This is a genomic window from Gemmatimonas aurantiaca T-27, assembly GCF_000010305.1.
Classification (GTDB): domain Bacteria; phylum Gemmatimonadota; class Gemmatimonadetes; order Gemmatimonadales; family Gemmatimonadaceae; genus Gemmatimonas; species Gemmatimonas aurantiaca.
On record NC_012489.1, the window covers coordinates 3,846,999 to 3,864,625 of the forward strand.

The 17,627-nt window shown below is 64.2% G+C and carries 14 protein-coding genes; 9 read left to right on the forward strand and 5 right to left on the reverse strand.

Annotation, left to right across the window (positions count from 1 at the left end; translation table 11 throughout):
- Positions 1-108 precede the first annotated feature (108 nt).
- The 3 genes from GAU_RS16570 to GAU_RS16580 all read right to left on the reverse strand — a co-directional run bounded on the left by GAU_RS16570 (position 109) and on the right by GAU_RS16580 (position 5,114).
- Positions 109-888, reverse strand: coding sequence for a PEP-CTERM sorting domain-containing protein (locus GAU_RS16570; protein ID WP_015895056.1), 780 nt, complete (start codon positions 886-888; stop codon positions 109-111).
- A complete protein-coding gene (locus tag GAU_RS16575) occupies positions 888-3,962 on the reverse strand; it encodes an ExeM/NucH family extracellular endonuclease (RefSeq protein WP_156799096.1) in 3,075 nt (1,024 codons plus the stop codon). Before GAU_RS16575 ends, GAU_RS16570 begins: the two co-directional genes overlap by 1 nt.
- Positions 3,963-4,184: 222 nt before the next feature.
- Positions 4,185-5,114, reverse strand: coding sequence for a hypothetical protein (locus GAU_RS16580; RefSeq protein ID WP_015895058.1), 930 nt, complete (start codon positions 5,112-5,114; stop codon positions 4,185-4,187).
- A gap of 69 nt (positions 5,115-5,183) precedes the next feature.
- Between GAU_RS16580 and GAU_RS16585 the strand changes: the two genes are divergently transcribed.
- Positions 5,184-6,698, forward strand: coding sequence for a carboxypeptidase-like regulatory domain-containing protein (locus tag GAU_RS16585; protein WP_041265628.1), 1,515 nt, complete (start codon positions 5,184-5,186; stop codon positions 6,696-6,698).
- Between the two features lie 7 nt (positions 6,699-6,705).
- Here the strand turns inward: GAU_RS16585 and GAU_RS16590 are convergent, their stop codons facing one another.
- On the reverse strand, positions 6,706-7,545 hold the full coding sequence (locus GAU_RS16590) for an HAD-IIA family hydrolase (protein WP_015895060.1): 840 nt from the start codon (positions 7,543-7,545) through the stop codon (positions 6,706-6,708).
- Between the two features lie 41 nt (positions 7,546-7,586).
- The gene (locus GAU_RS21295) at positions 7,587-8,759 is read right to left on the reverse strand and encodes an LssY C-terminal domain-containing protein (protein ID WP_052574512.1); all 1,173 of its coding nucleotides are present in this window, start codon (positions 8,757-8,759) and stop codon (positions 7,587-7,589) included.
- Between the two features lie 151 nt (positions 8,760-8,910).
- Between GAU_RS21295 and GAU_RS16600 the strand changes: the two genes are divergently transcribed.
- The 8 genes from GAU_RS16600 (at position 8,911) to GAU_RS16635 (ending at position 17,626) form a co-directional block, all read left to right on the forward strand.
- Complete coding sequence (locus GAU_RS16600; RefSeq protein WP_041265630.1) at positions 8,911-10,149, forward strand: MFS transporter; 1,239 nt, start codon at positions 8,911-8,913, stop codon at positions 10,147-10,149.
- Positions 10,150-10,353: 204 nt separating this feature from the next.
- On the forward strand, positions 10,354-10,791 hold the full coding sequence (locus GAU_RS16605) for a YciI family protein (protein ID WP_015895063.1): 438 nt from the start codon (positions 10,354-10,356) through the stop codon (positions 10,789-10,791).
- Positions 10,791-12,098, forward strand: coding sequence for an RNA polymerase sigma factor (locus GAU_RS16610; RefSeq protein ID WP_015895064.1), 1,308 nt, complete (start codon positions 10,791-10,793; stop codon positions 12,096-12,098). The genes GAU_RS16605 and GAU_RS16610 overlap by 1 nt, the downstream gene beginning before the upstream one ends.
- 157 nt (positions 12,099-12,255) lie before the next feature.
- Positions 12,256-13,470 carry a sensor histidine kinase gene (locus GAU_RS16615; protein ID WP_041265631.1) on the forward strand — a complete coding sequence of 405 codons (1,215 nt, stop codon included), beginning with the start codon at positions 12,256-12,258 and terminating at the stop codon, positions 13,468-13,470.
- Positions 13,451-14,146, forward strand: coding sequence for a LytR/AlgR family response regulator transcription factor (locus GAU_RS16620; protein ID WP_015895066.1), 696 nt, complete (start codon positions 13,451-13,453; stop codon positions 14,144-14,146). Before GAU_RS16615 ends, GAU_RS16620 begins: the two co-directional genes overlap by 20 nt.
- Positions 14,143-15,432, forward strand: a complete 1,290-nt coding sequence (locus GAU_RS16625) for an ABC transporter permease (RefSeq protein WP_015895067.1) — start codon at positions 14,143-14,145, stop codon at positions 15,430-15,432. Before GAU_RS16620 ends, GAU_RS16625 begins: the two co-directional genes overlap by 4 nt.
- A 104-nt stretch (positions 15,433-15,536) precedes the next feature.
- Positions 15,537-16,358, forward strand: coding sequence for a glutamate 5-kinase (gene proB / locus GAU_RS16630; protein ID WP_015895068.1), 822 nt, complete (start codon positions 15,537-15,539; stop codon positions 16,356-16,358).
- Positions 16,355-17,626 carry a glutamate-5-semialdehyde dehydrogenase gene (locus GAU_RS16635; RefSeq protein ID WP_015895069.1) on the forward strand — a complete coding sequence of 424 codons (1,272 nt, stop codon included), beginning with the start codon at positions 16,355-16,357 and terminating at the stop codon, positions 17,624-17,626. Before proB ends, GAU_RS16635 begins: the two co-directional genes overlap by 4 nt.
- Position 17,627: the final 1 nt, after the last annotated feature.

Sequence of the window (17,627 nt, forward strand, 5' to 3'; positions counted from 1 at the left end):
CCGCATGCGGCACGATACACGACGAAGCACCACGAACGAGGGCGCCGGAATCCCGGCGCCCTCGATTGCATTCACATCATTGGTTGTTCTGTTGCCCTTCGTGGTTGATCAGGCCTGCTTGCGACGCACCATCAGCAGGAGCGCGGCGGCGCCGGTGGCAAACAACAGCACCGACGACGGTTCCGGCACGACACTGCTGGTGAAGTTCGCGTTGAAGCGCGCCTGCAGCGCCGGGTCGCCCGTATAGTCCCAATCGGTCGACGTCAGATCCCCGAAGGTCGTGGCACTGTTCGTGAACACCAGTGCGCCGTCGGCATACGGACTCGGATCGCCAGACACCACATCAAAATCCGCCACAGCCGTACCCGGAAGACCACTGATCCCGACGACGCTGAGGAACGCGATGTACTGCGTGCCAGCATTGATCGAGACATTCGACGTACCAAACGTGAACTGCTGCGAGGCCACCGTCGGTCCGATGCGCTCTTCGCTGGAGTACAGCACGTTGGTCACCTTGGTGCCGTCCCACTCTGCCACATAGGCCCGCAGCACCAGTCCGTTCGACGGCTCATCCACCGACGGCGAGAGCCAGAAGGAGAAGTCCTGCATGTAGCAGGTGAGCGCGCAGACAGGACCAGTGGGACGGACAAACGTCTGGCCCATCGCCACGGTGGCGCCGCCAGGCAACGCCCCGAAAGGACCCATCGGCATCGCTTCCGCGGCGCTGCCAATAGTGATGGACGTGCTCTGCGCTGCCGCGACGCCCGGCACCATGGCCGAACCAACGAGGGCGGCAGTCGTGGCCACGAGTGCCACGGAGCGAGTGAAGAACTTCGGCATGGAGGTCGTGAACATCGTCAGGGTCGGAAGAAACGTGGAGTGTGCCATCACTGCACCGTGATGGTCAGCGTCTGCGTGGTGCTGGCACCACTGCGGTCAGTCACGCTCACCGTGACCGTATACTGGCCCGCCGCGGCGTACACGTGCGGACGCTGCAGCGGTGATGCGGGCGCGACGGTCGAGATGAACTGGGTGACCGCCGTGTTGTCGCCCCAGTTGATGCGCACGGTGTACGGCGCACCCTTGGTGCTGCTGAACTTGACGCCAATGCTCGACGACACACCGGCCGTCCACGACGCCGGCGGCGTCACGGTCAGCGACGGATCGTTCACGACGGGCGATGTCAGCGTGAGGCCGATCAGCACCGGATCATGATCCGACGTGCGGAATGCGCTGTTGTCCGTGAGTGACACGATCTGGCCGGCCGACTTGTAGTCGGTGTTGTAGTCGAGGATGCTCGGCTCGTCGGCATTGATGTGCCACGTCGTCACACCCGTGATCTGCGAGGCGATCGACGACGAGGCCATCGCATGATCGAGGTAGCCCCACTGACCGTCGAACACGTACGAGTAGGCGTTCGGGCCGATGCGCGACTCGAGCAGGTCGATGAAACCGGCGTTGCGCAGCACCATGATGGGGTCTTCCTTGGCGTAGGCATTGAGGTCGCCGAGGATGAGCACATCCGGATCACCCGTACCCGTGGGGTTGGTGGTGAGCCAGTTGCGTAGCTGCGTGGCGGCCGCCACACGCACTGCATTGCAGTTGCCCTGTCCGTCGCCGGCGTCACCCGCGTTGCAGGCGCTGCCCTTGCTCTTGAAGTGGTTCACCACGGCGATGAAGCGGGCGCCGTCGGCCTGCTGGAAGGCCTGGGCAAGCGCCGGACGATTGCGCGGCGCGCCATCGCCACCGTTCACGAACGCGACCGAATTGAGTGCGGCGGTGTTGCCTACCGGCGTCACCCGTGCCGGCTTGTAGATCAGCGCCACCTTGATGGCATCGGTGCCGAGGGCGTTGGTCTGGCCCGTGGCCGCGTCCGCATTGATGAACGCGTACGTGTTGGGACCCGCCTGCGCATTGAGCTGCGACACGAGATGGGCAATGGCGCTCGAGGTGCCGTAGCCGTCGTTCTCGATTTCCACGATGCCCAGCACGTCGGCGTTCAGACCCATCAGCGCCGCGACCGTCTTCGGCACCTGACGGTTGAATTCCGTCTGACTATCGGCGCCGCGGCAATCCGTCGAGCCGCCACCCACACCGTAGGTGCAGCCGCTGAACGAATTGAAGTAGTTCAGCACGTTGAACGACGACACACGCAGCGTGCCACCGACGCTGGTCGGCGTCGTCGGACGGGCGTTGGTAGCCACGAAGTTTGGCGCACCACCACCCATCGCGCCGATCGGACGGACGCGGTAGGCATTGCCCGAGGCTTCGTTGCCGGACCAGGTGTAGGTCATGATGCCCACGATGCCCGTGGCCACATCACCACCACGCAGCGTGTTGCTCGCGCTGAGCGGATTGCCACCACGACCGAAGATGATCGGATCGGGGTTCTGGTCGTTCGTGGCATCGTCGACGATGATGCGGGCCAGGTTGTTCTGGGCCTGGAGTGCGGCCGCGGCTGCGCCGGGCGCCACCACATTCGTCGGCTGCATCTGACGCGCGTTCACCGACATCACCACCTGACCAAAACGACCCAACTGATAGTGCTCCGTGACGTAGAGCGACTGCGGCAGGCGGACCAACATGCCCTCGAAGCGCTCGAGGTAGGTGCTGGACGCCACCGGCAACGTCACATCCGTCGGCGTGATCGTCGCGCCGCTGCTGCACACCGTGATGGCCGTGACGTTGCTGATCTGCGTCTGTTCCTGGAATTCACCGGCGGTGCCCGTCACGCGGACCACATCACCCAACGAGACGCTGTTGCTGGTGTTGTTGAACACGAACAGGCCGTCGGACGTGGCGGCATTGCCGTCGCCCGTCTGGTCCTGGATGTAGAAGCCACGCAGCGCCGGCTGCGCCCCTTCGAAGTCACCGACCACCACACCCTGCGTGGTGACGGTGCCCGTGATGGCCGCGGTCGCGCCACTGCCCTGGATGGCATAGGTCGGCGTGAAACCCGACGAACAGGTGCTGCCACCGAGCGTGGAGAAATTGAGCACATGGTTCGCCGTCATCGGCACCGACGGATTGGCCGCATCGACCACCTGCGCCGCCACGATCGTCACCGTGCAGCTCTCACCCGCCGTGAAGTCGGTCGTGGGGTTGAGCGTGAATGCACTGTTGGTCGTGCCACCGGTCACCGTGGCCGCATGTGTGCCGCTGTTGGTGCAACTGATCGTGTACCACGTGCCGCTCACCGTCACCGGCGTATTGAAGGCGACGGCAATGTCCGACGTGACCGCCACGTTGCCCGCACCGGCCGCCGGTGTCGTGCTGGTCACGGTCGGTGCCAGGGTCACGGTCCCGCAGGTCGCCGTGTGCGCACCGAGACCATCGATGTTGTCGGTCGCGAAACCGTCCCACTCGGTGGCCGGATTGAACGCATCACTACCGTTGGTGTCACCGGTGCAGATGCTGCTCTTGCGGCGCAGCGTGTTGTCGGCCGTGCTGGTGAGCCCCGAACCCCATTCGGTGCCGGGGTTGTTGCCGATCTGGCCGATCACGTCGAGCGCGGCACTGCCCTTCACCAGCGCGACTGCGTCGTTGCCGTTGTACCACCCGGCCGAGTTGGTGAGGTTGGCCTTGGCCAGGATCTGTGCATTGGCCGAGCCATGCGCCAGCACGAACACACCGCCCGCCGGCACGGTACCGGTGAGATTGATGGTGAGATTGGCCGTGGCCGCACCGTTGGAGTACATCAACACCTTGTACTGACCCGACGACAGATTGATCGCCGCGCCCGTGCCATTGTAGATCTCGAGTGCCTTATTGTTGCTGCTGCCTTCGATGTATTCGGAGATGAACAGGTCTGTCGCCGGAGCGGACAGATCCAGACGTGGCGCCGGGAGTTCCGGAACCGCCGATGTCGGCATGGGGCGGTCAGCGCAGGCCGCCAGCAGAGCGGCAATCACTGTCGCGGGAAGCACGCGCCGGGAGCGCGTGAACAGAGTCGGGAGATTCATGGAGGAGGCCGGTGTGGACGTGAGGGTCGGACAACCGGCGTGCAAGAGGCGCATTCCCTGATTCGGGCACAATCGACGTTGCCATTCCGTTGCGCGTTCGATTCGTCGGGCACATCGATCGTTCGCAAAGTGCCGCGCGCAAGCTTCAACAGTGACGCACACGCGCCACGAAATTGGTGGTGTTCGGGCCTGCCGATTGGTACCGTCAGAGCCCGACGACGACTACTTCAGCAACTGTCGCAGCAGTTCCGGCATCGCGTGATACTGATCCGTGTGGTCGGGCCCACTATTGCCCGCATAGCCCTGTACCGTGAACCGACCGGCGCGCACCTCGCTCAATCGTTGTGTGCCGCGCGGGCCCCATGCCAGCACCGGTGCGCGGCGGAGGCCAACCGCGTGCAACAACCAGTCGGCCGTTTCCGTGGTACTGACAAAGGTGCCTGGGAAAATTTCGGTGTGCGTGACGAGAAAGCGCTTCTCCCGACGCATGGCACGCCGCGCAAAATCGGCAAACGCCGTGAGATTGGTGCTGTCGATCGAACCGCCCAGCGCCAACACGCGTCCCTCGGGGATGTACGAGGTGTGCATGCCGTCGAGCAGTAGAACTGCCTGCACTCGATCGCGATGGCGCGGCTCACGAAGGATGCGCCGAATGGCGCCATGCCCTGCCGAAAACCCAGTCAGGGTGATGTGGTCGGCCTGAGTGGACACTCCAAGGACCTGACTCACGTCGCGATCGATGGCGGCCAACAGCGAGTCGAACACAGCGGGGTCGGCGAAGGCCCGGTCGTAGGCACCGGAACCGGCACCCAGATTGATCACCGCGGCCACGGTACCATCGCGCAGATCGGCAACGGCTTGTTGTGCCAACCACGCCGCGCCGTGAAAGTGAATCACCAGCGCATAGTGGCCACGTTTCCGGGTGCGATGGCCTATCCACAACTCGACCGTACGTCCGGCGGGCCCCGCGACGGCACGTTGCTGGCCACCGAGCTCTCGCGCCGATAGTCGGGCATGCGCACGCGTGGATTCGTCCATCGGGGACGGATTCTGCGCTGCGGGAGGCACGGTGACGGGCGCCGGAGGAGCGCCCTGGGCACCCGCTTCCAGCGCGGCGACCAGCAACAGGCAGGCAGTGACGAATCGGCGCATAGGGGATGGATGCTGGCGGTCTGACCGGAAGCGGATACGTTGGAGGGATCATCTCCAGCAGGCAATGCCATGACCACGCCGTTGAGCAATCGTCTTCGCAGGCTCGTCTGGTGGACGGGCGCACTCGCCATCCCCTCCATCACCAATGCGCAGCCCGCCGTGGCGCAGCCCACTGGCGCGCGGGTCGCGGCGGTGCGTGGAGTGGTTTTCGACAGTCTGGCCGGTGTGCCACTCGGCGATGCCACCGTACAACTGGTATCCGCGGATGGCAGCGGCGCCTTTGGAAAGACCGTCTCGGCGGATCGCACGGGACAGTTCTACATCGACAGCGTGCCCGATGGCCGCTATGCCCTTGGTTTCTTCCACCCGAAACTCGATTCGCTCGGCATGGAAGCGCCGCTGCGGATGGTTCAGGTGTCGAATCAACAGAACGCCGTTGTTGGCACCGGTATTCCCGCGCCCAAGGCCTACCGTGCCATGGTATGTGGCTCGGCCGCAAATCCCTTGGGGAATGCGGCGTTGGTCGGTTTTGTGCGCGATGCCACCACGCACGCCCCCGTACCGGGAGCGACAGTGCTGGTGAGCTGGCTCGAAATGTCTCTCGGCGGTGCGGGAGGGACGCAGATTCGTACCGTGCGCCGCACCGCAAAGACGAGCGACAATGGCTGGTATTCCGTGTGCCAGGTCCCGAGCCCAGGCAGCATCCAGGTGAGCGCCCGGAGTGACGCTGGAGGAACAGACACGCTGCAACTGGAAGTGCCGAGCTCTGGATTGCTCCGCCGTGAGCTGGCCGTCGGCGCCGCGCACGTGACCGTGGTGCAAGACGGCGCGAGCAAGGCAGATACCAGCGGATTGCCGCCGCGCGTGATGCAAACGGGAGACGGCACACTTCGCGGCACGGTAGTGGGTGCCGCCATCGGCGCTTCAGCAGGTCGCCCGCTGGTTGGTGCGACCGTTGGTATGGCCAACGGACCGCAGACCAGAACGGATGCCAAGGGCGAATGGACACTCTCGTCACTACCACGAGGCACGCGTGCATTGGAAGTGCGTGCCGTGGGCTATTACCCGGAGCGCCTCGCCGTGGATGTCGTGGAGGACGCACCGCCACAACACGTATCCCTGGTGACGTTCAAGTCAGTGCTGGACACCATGAAGGTCATTGCCAGCCCTGCCCCCCTCGTTGCCGGCGGTTTTCTCGAGCGTCGACGCTCCGGCCTGGGCACGTACATCACGGCCAATGACATCGCGGTGAAGACGGCCATGATGACCAGCGAGATCTTCCGGAATATTCCAGGCATCTATCTGGAGTATCCACAATCCGCGGACATCGACGGCGAGAGGCCTGCGTCCAGCATGAACTCTCCAGAACCGGTGGTGCTGATGCGCAGCAACGCCGGCACCCGATGCTTTCCCACGATTGTCTACAACGGCACGTTGATGCAGCACCTCAGTACTCCGGACCTGAACAGCTTCCTCAATCCCAAAAACATCCTGGCCATCGAGGTGTACCGACCCGGCCAGGCCCCGCCGAACTTCCAGATCGGCTTGAGCGGGTGTGGCAGCATCGTCCTGTGGACCCGCTAGGGACGCGTCAGGTCAGTCCACTGAGCAGATAGGTCGGCACCACGTCGCGTGCGGTGGCCACATTGGCGCGCGTGGTGACACCGGTGAGCACGATGGCCGAATCGATGCCCACGGTCTGCGCGCCGGCAATGTCGGTGTGCAGGGTGTCGCCGAGCATCACGACATCGCGTGTGCCGATGGCCTCGAGCGCCGCATTGAAGTGAATCGGAGATGGTTTGCCGAGCACTTCGAACGTTGGCGCTTCCTCGTGCAACAGGACTTCGAGTGCCTGTTCGAGCATCCGGGCGAACGCGCCAGCCGTGAATCCGAAGCGCCGCAGGCCGGACGGATAGATCAGGTCGGGATTGGCCAGGATCAGGCGTGGCATGCGCCCATGATGGTGGGCCTCGAGAATCATCGACAGAATGGCATCGAGCGAGTCGACCAGGTCGATACTGCCTTCATCCGCGATGACCACGGCGTCGGCCGGATGATCAGGTGAGGGGTCGACCACCGTGGCGCCGACTTCGCGAGCATAGTTGGCCGAGTCCTCAGTGCCCAGGACGACCACGCGCCCATTCGCCAACCCATGGGCGTGCAGTGCCGGTCCGATCATCATGCCAGAAGACAGGATGTGGGCCGGTTCGACCGGCACGCCGAGTCTCGCGAGGCGCTGCGCCGCGCGCTCAGGAGAACGTGACGCGTCGTTGGTGACCACCAGGAACGGCTGATCGTGACGCTGCAACAATCGTACGGCGTCACCGGCGCCCGGCAGGGCCCCGGACGCATTGACCAACACACCGTAGGCATCAAAGAGCACGGCCGCATGCAGCGTCCGGAGCTCGGCAAAGGACAGTTCGCGCGGCATGAAGCCAATATAGTCCGCGCGAACCGCCATCCACGAAGTCCCTATTCCCGAAGTCGCACGATGGCCACGCGCCAATCGGAAAGGAATGTGCCTCGTGTGTCCTCGGCTGGAGCGATTCGCGCCCAGTCGCCGCGCTGGACCACCTGCTGCATCGCCACCAGATCCCCGACCAGTTTTTCCCGCTCGATGTCGATGTTGTCTTCCACACGATGTGTGAAGCCACGGTGCTCGCGCGAGATCAACACGCCAATGTCGTGCGTGGCGGCGGCCACCCAGAGGGGCACACCGGCGAGAATGCTGTCGGTGCGCCAGATGCGCACATGATGGCGTTTGGCAAACGTATCGGTGACGCGCTGAAACACGAGATCGGGATCGCGTCCGAACATCGTCTGGGCCGACACGGGCTGGTGGGTATACCCTTCCGCCGCTGCGGCGCGCACGAAGGTCTCGAAATCGGAGCGCGTGGACATGCGATCGGGTGTATCCCACCCTGCGGCGGTGAAAGCGCTGCGCACCTGCGCCTCGGTGCCCAGTAACATGACGTTGATGAAATCGCCCGGACCACGTCCACCGGCCGTGAGGCCACGGGCAGGCAGGGATGTCAACATCGCGCGCATTGCCGCATCGGGCACGAGCGTGTCGGGAGGCACATAGGTGGGCCACGCCCCCAGCGTCATCGGTTGCCGCATGCGCAACGTGAAGTCGGTGCCGGGCGGAAACACCACACGTCGGTGCCGCTCTTCCGCTTCGCCGCGCACCGCCGTGAACAACAACGCACCAGCCACCGGGTCCACGGAACCCAACAGCAACGTGGACCAGGCAGCGCGCGATTTCACCAGACTGGCCAGGGGCGGCCCCAGAATTCGCCCGTCGTTGTCCACGGTTTCGCGGGCATTGTCGACGGTGGTCACGATGGCGTCGATCGGTAGGGTGATACCGTCGGACGTGAGTGACGTGAAACGCACACGCACGGTACGGCGTGCACCGGCGAGTCGCTCCGTACCGACCTCGTCCACAACTCCAGCGACCTCAGCGCGCGGTGCAATCGCGATGCGTCCGTTGACCAGAACGGGCGTGAGCACCTGAGCGCGGATGGTTCGTCCGCGAAACGTGTCACGCGCCTCGAGCGAATCGAGCAAGCGCACCGAGAGTATCGTACCTGTCGGCAGTTGCTGTGCATCGACGCGTGTGGACATGCCGGCCGCGAGCCACATGGCCACGATCAGCCTGGGGAAAAGACACCGAGAACGCATGACTGTGGCATTCCTGTTGAACGTGACACCGGTAGGATGATGCACCACCGTACAATGTTGTCAGGGCGTGCATCAGCGTAAGTTGGCTTCCCCGTCCCTTCGGATCTGCTCAATGACCTGGAAACAGAAGACCGCGCTTTTTCTCGGCAGTCAGGCGCTGTCGCTGTTCGGCACCGCGCTGGTGCAGTACGCGCTGATGTGGCATGTCACGCTGGCCACGAAGTCCGGCTGGCTGATGACCATATACATCCTGTGCGGTTTTGTCCCCGCCTTTCTCGTGTCTCCGTTTGCTGGCGTGTGGGCCGACCGCATGGATCGCAAACGGCTCATCATCCTGTCCGACGGCAGCATTGCCGTGGTCACGCTGCTCCTGGCGCTGGCGCTGCGCTCGGGGCAGAACGTGTTGTGGCTCATCATGATCACGGCGGGTGTGCGCGCGATTGGCCAGGCCATCCAGCAGCCGGCCGTGGGTGCGCTGCTGCCTCAGTTCGTCCCGGCGGATCAACTGGCGCGCGTGAACGGCATCCAGAGCACGGTGCAATCGGCGACGTTCTTCGGTGCCCCGATGCTGGCCGGTTTCCTGATGTCGGTCTGGCCGCTCGAATACGTGTTTCTGCTCGATGTCGTCACCGCTGCGGTGGCCATTTCGTTGCTGGCGGCGTTCCTGAAGATCCCGCCGCATGAAAAGGCTGGCGTGCCACAGTCGGTGTCGTACTTCGCCGATATGCGGCTCGGCTTCGACTACATCCGCGCCCACCGTTTCCTGGTGCCGTACTTCAGCTTCGTGGCAGTGCTGCTGGTACTGGTGGCACCGGCAGCCTTCCTCACGCCGCTCCAGGTGGTGCGCACCTTCGGCTCCGATGTCTGGCGCCTGACTGCCATCGAAATGGCGTTTTCGGTGGGCATGATGACGGGTGGTGCGATCATGGCCTGGTGGGGTGGTTTCACCAATCGCATTCACACCATGGTGCTGTCATCGGCCATCATGGCGGTGTGCACATCGCTTCTGGGGCTGATGCCCAACTTCTGGGCGTACCTCGTTCCGATGGGCATCTTCGGCGTGGCGCTGCCGCTCTACAACGCCGGGGCAACGGTGTTGTTGCAGGAACATGTCGAGCCCGACTATCTGGGCCGGGTGTTCTCCATCTTCACGATGCTGCAGACGGCCATGATGCCGCTCGGCATGCTGGTGTTCGGTCCGATGTCGGAGTACGTGCGCATCGAAACGCTGCTGATCGTGACCGGTATTGCCATGGGCGCGCAGCTCCTCTGGGTGATGAACGACCGCACGCTGATTGCGGCGGGTGTCCCGGTGGTACGGCCGGCTGAGGCGGAGGCGACAACGGAATGAAAGGGTTCCTGCGGGCGCTGCGCGCGAAAACGGCAGACAGGGAAGGGAAAGAAATGGCGGTCAGGGAGGATCGAAATTTCTTTTGCTGTGATGTCGATTTCTGCTTCGCTCGTTCGACGCCCGTATGAGGCGAGCGGGATGTCTGGTGGTTCAGTGCCTGCCGAGATCTTTCAGGAAACATCTAAACCCATAGAGGACAACAGCATGCGCGTCATGGTCATCGTGAAGGCCAGTCATGAAAGCGAAAACGGCATCATGCCGAGCACCGAACAACTGACGGCGATGGGCAACTTCAATGAAGAGCTCGTCAATGCGGGCATGATGCTGGCCGGTGACGGGTTGCACCCCAGCGTGCGTGGCAAACGGGTGCGATTCGAGGGGAAGAAGTCCATCACGGTCATTGATGGCCCCTTTGCGGAAACGAAGGAGCTCATCGCCGGCTTCTGGATCTGGAAGGTCGCCTCCATGGACGACGCCATCGCCTGGGCGCGCCGGATTCCGGCTGAGGAAGGGGTGATATCGGAAGTGGAACTCCGCCCGTGTTTTGAATCCGAGGACTTTGGTGCGGAGCTGACGCCGGAGCTGGTGGCGCAGGAAGATCGTCTGCGGAGCAAGGTCGAGGCGCAGCAGTCGGGCCAGTGATGACCGGCGACGCCAGGACCAACGAGGTCCGGCACGCCGTCGCGACGATCTGGCGGGCAGAATCGGCCCGTCTGATCGCCGCCTTGGTGCGACGCACCGGTGATGTGAGCACGGCGGAAGACCTCGCACAGGACGCGCTGATGGCGGCATTGGCGCAGTGGCCGCAGAGTGGCATTCCCGAGAACCCGGGTGCGTGGCTCATGCAGAGCGCCCGCCATCGCGCCATCGATGGACTGCGACGAGGGCAACGCCTCGAACGCAAACACGCCGAACTGGCGGAGCAGCTCGACGCACAGCAGCGCGTCCATCCCGAAGACCAGTGGGCGCAGGCACTCGACGATCACGTAGGCGACGACGTGCTCCGTCTGCTCTTCATGACGTGTCATCCGGTGCTGGCGGTCGATGCGCAGGTCGCACTGACATTGCGGCTACTGGGCGGTCTCACCACGGCGGAGATCGGCCGCGCCTATCTGGCGCCCGAGTCGACGATCGCACAGCGCATCGTACGGGCCAAACGCACGCTCAACGAATCGCGAGTGCCGTTCGAGATGCCGCGAGGTGCCGCACTCGGTGAGAGGGTGGGGTCGGTGCTCCGGGTGCTGTACCTCGTCTTCAATGAGGGGTACGCAGCCAGCGCCGGCGACGACTGGATGCGCCCCGCGTTGGCAGACGAAGCCCTGCGCCTGGCCCGCTTGCTGACGGCACTGATGCCGGAGGTATCGGAAGCGCACGGATTGCTGGCGCTGATGGAGCTGCAGTGGTCTCGCGCCGATGCGCGCATCGGACCCAACGGGACGGCCGTCCTGTTGCTGGACCAGGACCGGAGCCGGTGGGATCTACTGGCAATCCGTCGTGGACTGGCCGCGCAGTCCCAGGCGGAATCACTCACCGGCACGCTGGGCCCGTATGCCTTGCAGGCCGCGATTGCCGCATGCCATGCCCGGGCCACCACGGCCAGTGAGACCGACTGGGTACGCATCGTGGCCCTCTACGATGGGCTGGTGGAACTCACCGGATCGCCGGTGGTGGAGCTCAACCGAGCGGTGGCGGTGTCGATGGCCTTCGGTCCAGCCGAGGGTTTGATGTTATTGGCTGAACTGTCGGAGGATCCCGCACTGCGGAGATATCACCTGTTGCCGGCCGCCCGTGGCGACATGCTCGACCGCGCGGGGCGGGTAGAAGAGGCGATCGTCGCGCTGAGGGAAGCCGTGAATCTTGCCGAGAACACTCAGGATCGCGCGGTACTGGAGCAAAGAATCACATCACTGACGCAGAAGTCAGGCATCAGTATCACGCCAGTGTCTTGAAGTAATTTCTCACGGGTGCACGTTCCTGCGTTTGTGGCCCCTCATCCACGAACGCTTCATGCGGATTCATCGCAGGATCCGGGTGGTTCACCGAGCGAACACCACCGGTTACCGAATCCGCTTGGAGGCCGGAGCGTAGGGGCTGTAACGTCTGCCCATGCTGCTGCCGATCCCCTTCCGCCTCCGCCGCGATACCGGCGAGACGCCGCTGTCGCCCATGCCGCGCGGCGTCGTGCTGCTGCTGCACGCCGGATACTGGGCCATGTACCTCCTGCTCATGGCGCTGATCTTCGCGCTCGTGCAGGCCCAGACACGTAGCCCGATGGGACTGGTGACGTTGCTGTTTCGGTCGCGCCTCGCGTTTCAGCTCATCGTGCCCAACGTCGTGGCGTTTTACATCGCCTATGGCATTCTCGCGCCGCGCTTCCTGGCCACCCGGCGATTCGGTGCGTTCATCCTGGGCGGTCTCGTGGCCCTGCTCTCCGCGTCCGCCGTGAGCCTGGCCGGCGTGCCGTCGCGTATCCTCGATCCGTCGTCCATCTACATCGCGGCCAATCGCATCACCCCGTTCCTGATGGCCACCGGTGGCATCGCGGCCATCCACGTGACCATCGCCACGATCATGCGGGGCTTTGTGGGCTGGTACGATGACTTTGCCGAACGGGATGCCCTGCGCCGCCGCACCACCGAGATGGAAGTGGCGTTGATGCGCGCGACCCTCGATCCGCACTTCCTGTTCAACACGCTGAACAACATCGACACGCTGATCACGCGGGCCCCGGAGACCGCCTCGCTGTACCTCACGCGCCTCTCGGAGCTGCTGCGTTTTGTCCTCTATGATTCGCGTGCCGACCTGGTACCGCTCGACACCGAACTGGCCTTCCTCGACAAGTACATCGCGCTCCAGCGCCTACGCCTGCGCAACCCGGACACCGTCACCTATGCGGTGCGCGGCAACCGACAGGGCAGCCTGATTGCCCCCATGCTGCTGGTGCCGTTTGTCGAGAATGCGTTCAAGCATGCCTCAGGGCAAAAAGCCACGGGCGCCATCGCCGTGGACATCGCCGTCGACAACACCTCGCTGCGCTTCACCTGTGCCAATCGGTATGACCCGGCCCGACGCGATCAGGCGGTAACTGATGGTACAGCGCTCGCCGGTGGCCTGGGCAACGACCTCATTCGCCGCCGCCTCGAGCTGCTGTACGCCGGCCGCTTCACGTTGCAGATCGACGATCAGGACGCGGTGTACTCCGTGCACCTGTCCGTGCAGTTGGCGAGTGCGCCAATCTCGCCGTCCCTTCACGCCCCCGCGGCCACAGTCACGAATCTGGCGTCTCTCTCCGCCGCTGCGCATGCGCTGTCTCATCATTGAAGACGAGCCGCTCGCGGCCGAACGTCTCACCGACTACATCGCGAAGCTGCCCCTGCTGCAGCTCGTGGGCACGTTCGACAATGCCACCGATGCGATGTCCTGGTTGTTGGCCAATCCGGTCGACCTGCTGTTTCTCGACATCAGTCTGGGTGGTATGACGGGCATCGAATTGCTGGAAACGATGACGGTGCATGGTCAGGTGATCCTCACCACGGCGCACCCCGAGTTTGCGCTCAAGGGCTACGACCTCAAGGTGGCCGACTACCTGCTCAAACCCATCACGTTCCAGCGCTTCGTGCAGGCCGTGGAGCGTGCGCAGACGTTGCGGCCAGTCGTCGATGCGCCGGCCGAGCGGGGTTTCATCTTCGTGCGCACGGAATTCCGCCTCGAGAAGGTTCGTCTCGCCGATATCCTCTACATCGAAGGGGACGGCGACTACCGGCAAATTCACACCACACAGAAACGGCTCACCACGGCCGAAACACTGACCGAACTCGAAGCCCGTCTTCCAGTCGATCGCATCTGCCGAGTGCACAAGTCGTACATGGTGGCACTCGACCGGATCGAGGCGGTGGAACGGGACCGCCTCAGTATCCGCGACAAGCTCATTCCTGTTTCGGCGACTTATCGAGATCGGTTTTATGCCCTGATCGGGCACGGAGCTCCGCCGCGATGACCACTCCCGCGGCGGTTTCGTCTGGCGCGCGGCATGGCTCGGTCACGAACATCCTCGCAGCGGCGGTGGTGGGCATTGGTTCACTGCGTGAGAACCCGCTGCGCACCATTCTGTCCACGTTGGGCGTGATCATCGGCGTTGGCGCCCTGGTGTCGGTGCTGTCGCTGGGCGACGCCATGCAGCGTTTCGTGCGTGGAGAGCTCTCTCGCACCACCGACCTGCAGAACCTGTCCATTCGTTCACTGACACAACTGAACGTGAACGGTGTGAACGTGCCGGTGCGCAACTATCCGGTGTTCACGCTGCGGGACCTCGACGACATCCGTCGCGACATCACACCCTTGCGTGGTGCCGCCATGACACTGGGCGGGACGGCGCGCGTAACGTACGCCCGCACCGGCAATCAACGTCAGGTCAACATCTCGGCCGCTACCGCCGGGGTGGAGCAGATCACGCCGCCCAACCTCATTGGCGGCCGCATGTTCACGGCCAGCGAGGCGTCGCACAACGCCCCGGTCATTCTGTTGTCGAACCTGCTGGCCTCGGAGCTGGCCGCCGAACGGGGCATTCATTCCATCCTGGGCGCCTTCGTGCGCGTGCATGGCATACCCATGGAGGTCATCGGCATTCACGCGGCCTACAAGGGAGAGCGTGGGTATGCCGCCACGGTGCCGTTTGCCGCGGCGAGTGCGCTGTTGGGTAGCTCTGCCACGCTGCGCACGCCCACCATCTTGCTCAAGGCCGAGTCGGTGGAGGATGTGCAGCGCGTGAAGCAGGAAGTGGAAGACTGGCTGGCCACCCGGTATCGCGACTGGGAGACATCCGTGCAGATCTCCACCCGCGAAGGCACGCTGGAGCAGGCCATGCAGGGCTTGATGATCATGAAGCTCTTTCTCGGCGCGCTGGCAGGCATCTCGTTGCTGGTCGGTGGTATCGGCATCATGAACATCATGCTGGCGAACGTCACCGAGCGCACGCGCGAGATCGGCATTCGCAAGGCCATCGGTGCCCGGGCACGCGACATTCAGTGGCAATTCCTCACCGAGGCCGTGGCCGTCTCGTGTTTTGGCAGCACGGCGGGTGTGTTGCTCGGCGCGGTCATCAGCGCGGGCACGCTGGTGGGTATCAGGAAGTGGGTGGGCGCCGAGCAGATGGCGTTCACGATGTCACCCAGTACGGTGGTGGTCGCGGCCGCGGCGGCGGTGGCGATCGGTGTGATTTTCGGGACGTACCCCGCGCGCCGCGCCGGGCGACTGAGCCCGATCGACGCCATCCGGCACGAGTAGACAGCCGTCCCACGGGATCCGCGACTCGCCCCGGCCTTGCCGGGACGATCCCGTTGCGGCACCCGACTTGGTTCGCACCCCCGTATTCGTTCAGATTGCGACATATGAGCAAGTCGCAGACGGAGACCGGGAACACCCAGGGCATGCGCCGCTGGGTGGTGAAGGCGGGCAGCAACATGGTGCTGAGCGGTGGCCCGCTGCTGCTGCGCGCGTGGATGCAGCAAGTCGCACAATTGCGCCGCGAGCACAACATCGAGGTCATCTGGGTCACCTCGGGTGCCATTGCCTCGGCCGCCGACCGCGTGCCGTCGGCGCGCAAGAAAGGCCGCACCCTGTCGGAGAAGCAGGCTCTGAGTGCCATCGGTCAGCCGATGGTGATGGATCTCTACAACCTCGCGCTGAATGCCACCGGGCTGCTCGGCGCGCAGATCCTGCTCACCTACGACGACATCGCGGACGACGTACGTCGGCGCAACTTCCAGAACACCGTGGAGCAGTTGCTCACGTGGGATGTCACGCCGGTGCTCAACGAAAACGACGCCGTGGCCACCGAAGAGATCAAGTTTGGCGACAACGACAGTCTCTCCGCGCGCGTGGCGTGGGTGACGCGCGCCGAACGTCTGCTCATTCTCACCGACGTGGCCGGCCTGTACGACAGCGATCCGCGCAAGAATCCCCACGCGACGCGGGTCTCCCATCTCAAGCGCGTGACTCAGGAGTTGCTCGACAGCACCGACAAGGGCAGTGGCTCGTCCCGCGGCACCGGTGGCATGTACTCCAAGCTGAGCGCCGCGCAACTCGCGGCCGAACACGGCGTGGAGACATGGCTGGTACAGGGAGACGTCCCATCGGTGCTGCTGCAGGTGGCCAACAATGCCGACGTGGGCACCCGTATCGATGCGATGCGGCGCCGGAGAGAAAAGTGACCACGACGGCTTTCACGCCCGACACGATGCTCCAGCAGCTCTCGGCATTGCGCCATGCGGCGCGTCGACTCCGTGCCACCACCAGCGAAGCGCGCAACACCACGCTGCAAATGGCCGCCGACTTGCTCGAACAGCGCGTCGACGATATCCTCGCGGCCAACCACGACGATATCGCGGCGTTGCCGGGTTCCGCCGACAGTGCCTTCCGCGATCGCCTGTTGCTCACGCCTGCGCGGGTGTCACACATGGCCGTGAGCCTGCGACAGGTGGCAGCCCTGCCCGATCCGGTGGGCGAAGTGGTGGACCGACAGACGCTCGCCAACGGCCTCGCCGTACGACGGGTGCGATCACCGCTGGGCGTGATCCTCATGATCTTCGAATCACGACCGAACGTGGCGGTGGAGGCCTTCTCGCTGGGCTTCAAGGCCGGGAACACCATGATCCTGCGCGGTGGCAAGGAGTCCGCACGCACGACCGCGGTGCTGTATGCCGTGCTGGGTGAGGCGCTGACGGCAGCGGGCGTTGGTGCCGATTGTCTGTGGGGCATCGCCAACCCGGACCGCGGCATCGTGGAGTTTCTGCTCGGCCAGAAACGGTGGATCGACGTCGTGGTGCCGCGAGGCGGCGATGCGTTGATCGACTATGTATCCCGCACCTCGTCCATTCCGGTCATCAAGAACGACCGGGGCATGTGTCACGTGTACGTGCACCACGACGCCGACCTGGCGATGGCAGAAGCCATCGTGCTCAATGCCAAGACCCAGCGCCCGGGTGTTTGCAACGCGATGGAGACACTGCTCGTACACCAGCAGGTTGCCTCGGCGTTGCTGCCGGCACTGCAGGTGCGCATGCCGCAGGTACAGTGGCAGGGTTGTGAGCGCTCGCTGGCCCTACTCACGCCCGATGCCGCACGGGTGTCGGCGGCGACAACAGCGAGCTGGGACACCGAGCATCTCAGCCTGGTGCTGAACAGTCGGGTGGTGGACTCACTCGATGACGCGATAGCGCATATCGAGATGCATGGCTCGCGGCATTCGGAGTCTATCATCACCGCATCCGCGGAAGCCGCCCATCGTTTTCAGCAGGAAATCGATGCTGCGGCAGTGTACTGGAACGCCTCCACGCGCTTCACCGATGGGTTCGAGTTGGGATTGGGCGGTGAATTGGGGATCAGCACGCAGAAGTTGCATGTGCGTGGCCCTGTGGGACTGCGGGAACTCACCAGCGTGCGCTGGCTGATGGATGGAACAGGACAGACACGGGGTTGAG

Coding starts and splice junctions, on each gene's coding strand:
- GAU_RS16570 (WP_015895056.1), bottom strand. CDS start 888: ATGGCACACTCCACGTTTCTTCCGACCCTGACGATGTTCACGACCTCC.
- GAU_RS16575 (WP_156799096.1), bottom strand. CDS start 3,962: ATGAATCTCCCGACTCTGTTCACGCGCTCCCGGCGCGTGCTTCCCGCG.
- GAU_RS16580 (WP_015895058.1), bottom strand. CDS start 5,114: ATGCGCCGATTCGTCACTGCCTGCCTGTTGCTGGTCGCCGCGCTGGAA.
- GAU_RS16585 (WP_041265628.1), top strand. CDS start 5,184: ATGACCACGCCGTTGAGCAATCGTCTTCGCAGGCTCGTCTGGTGGACG.
- GAU_RS16590 (WP_015895060.1), bottom strand. CDS start 7,545: ATGCCGCGCGAACTGTCCTTTGCCGAGCTCCGGACGCTGCATGCGGCC.
- GAU_RS21295 (WP_052574512.1), bottom strand. CDS start 8,759: ATGTGGCTCGCGGCCGGCATGTCCACACGCGTCGATGCACAGCAACTG.
- GAU_RS16600 (WP_041265630.1), top strand. CDS start 8,911: ATGACCTGGAAACAGAAGACCGCGCTTTTTCTCGGCAGTCAGGCGCTG.
- GAU_RS16605 (WP_015895063.1), top strand. CDS start 10,354: ATGCGCGTCATGGTCATCGTGAAGGCCAGTCATGAAAGCGAAAACGGC.
- GAU_RS16610 (WP_015895064.1), top strand. CDS start 10,791: ATGACCGGCGACGCCAGGACCAACGAGGTCCGGCACGCCGTCGCGACG.
- GAU_RS16615 (WP_041265631.1), top strand. CDS start 12,256: ATGCTGCTGCCGATCCCCTTCCGCCTCCGCCGCGATACCGGCGAGACG.
- GAU_RS16620 (WP_015895066.1), top strand. CDS start 13,451: ATGCGCTGTCTCATCATTGAAGACGAGCCGCTCGCGGCCGAACGTCTC.
- GAU_RS16625 (WP_015895067.1), top strand. CDS start 14,143: ATGACCACTCCCGCGGCGGTTTCGTCTGGCGCGCGGCATGGCTCGGTC.
- proB (WP_015895068.1), top strand. CDS start 15,537: ATGAGCAAGTCGCAGACGGAGACCGGGAACACCCAGGGCATGCGCCGC.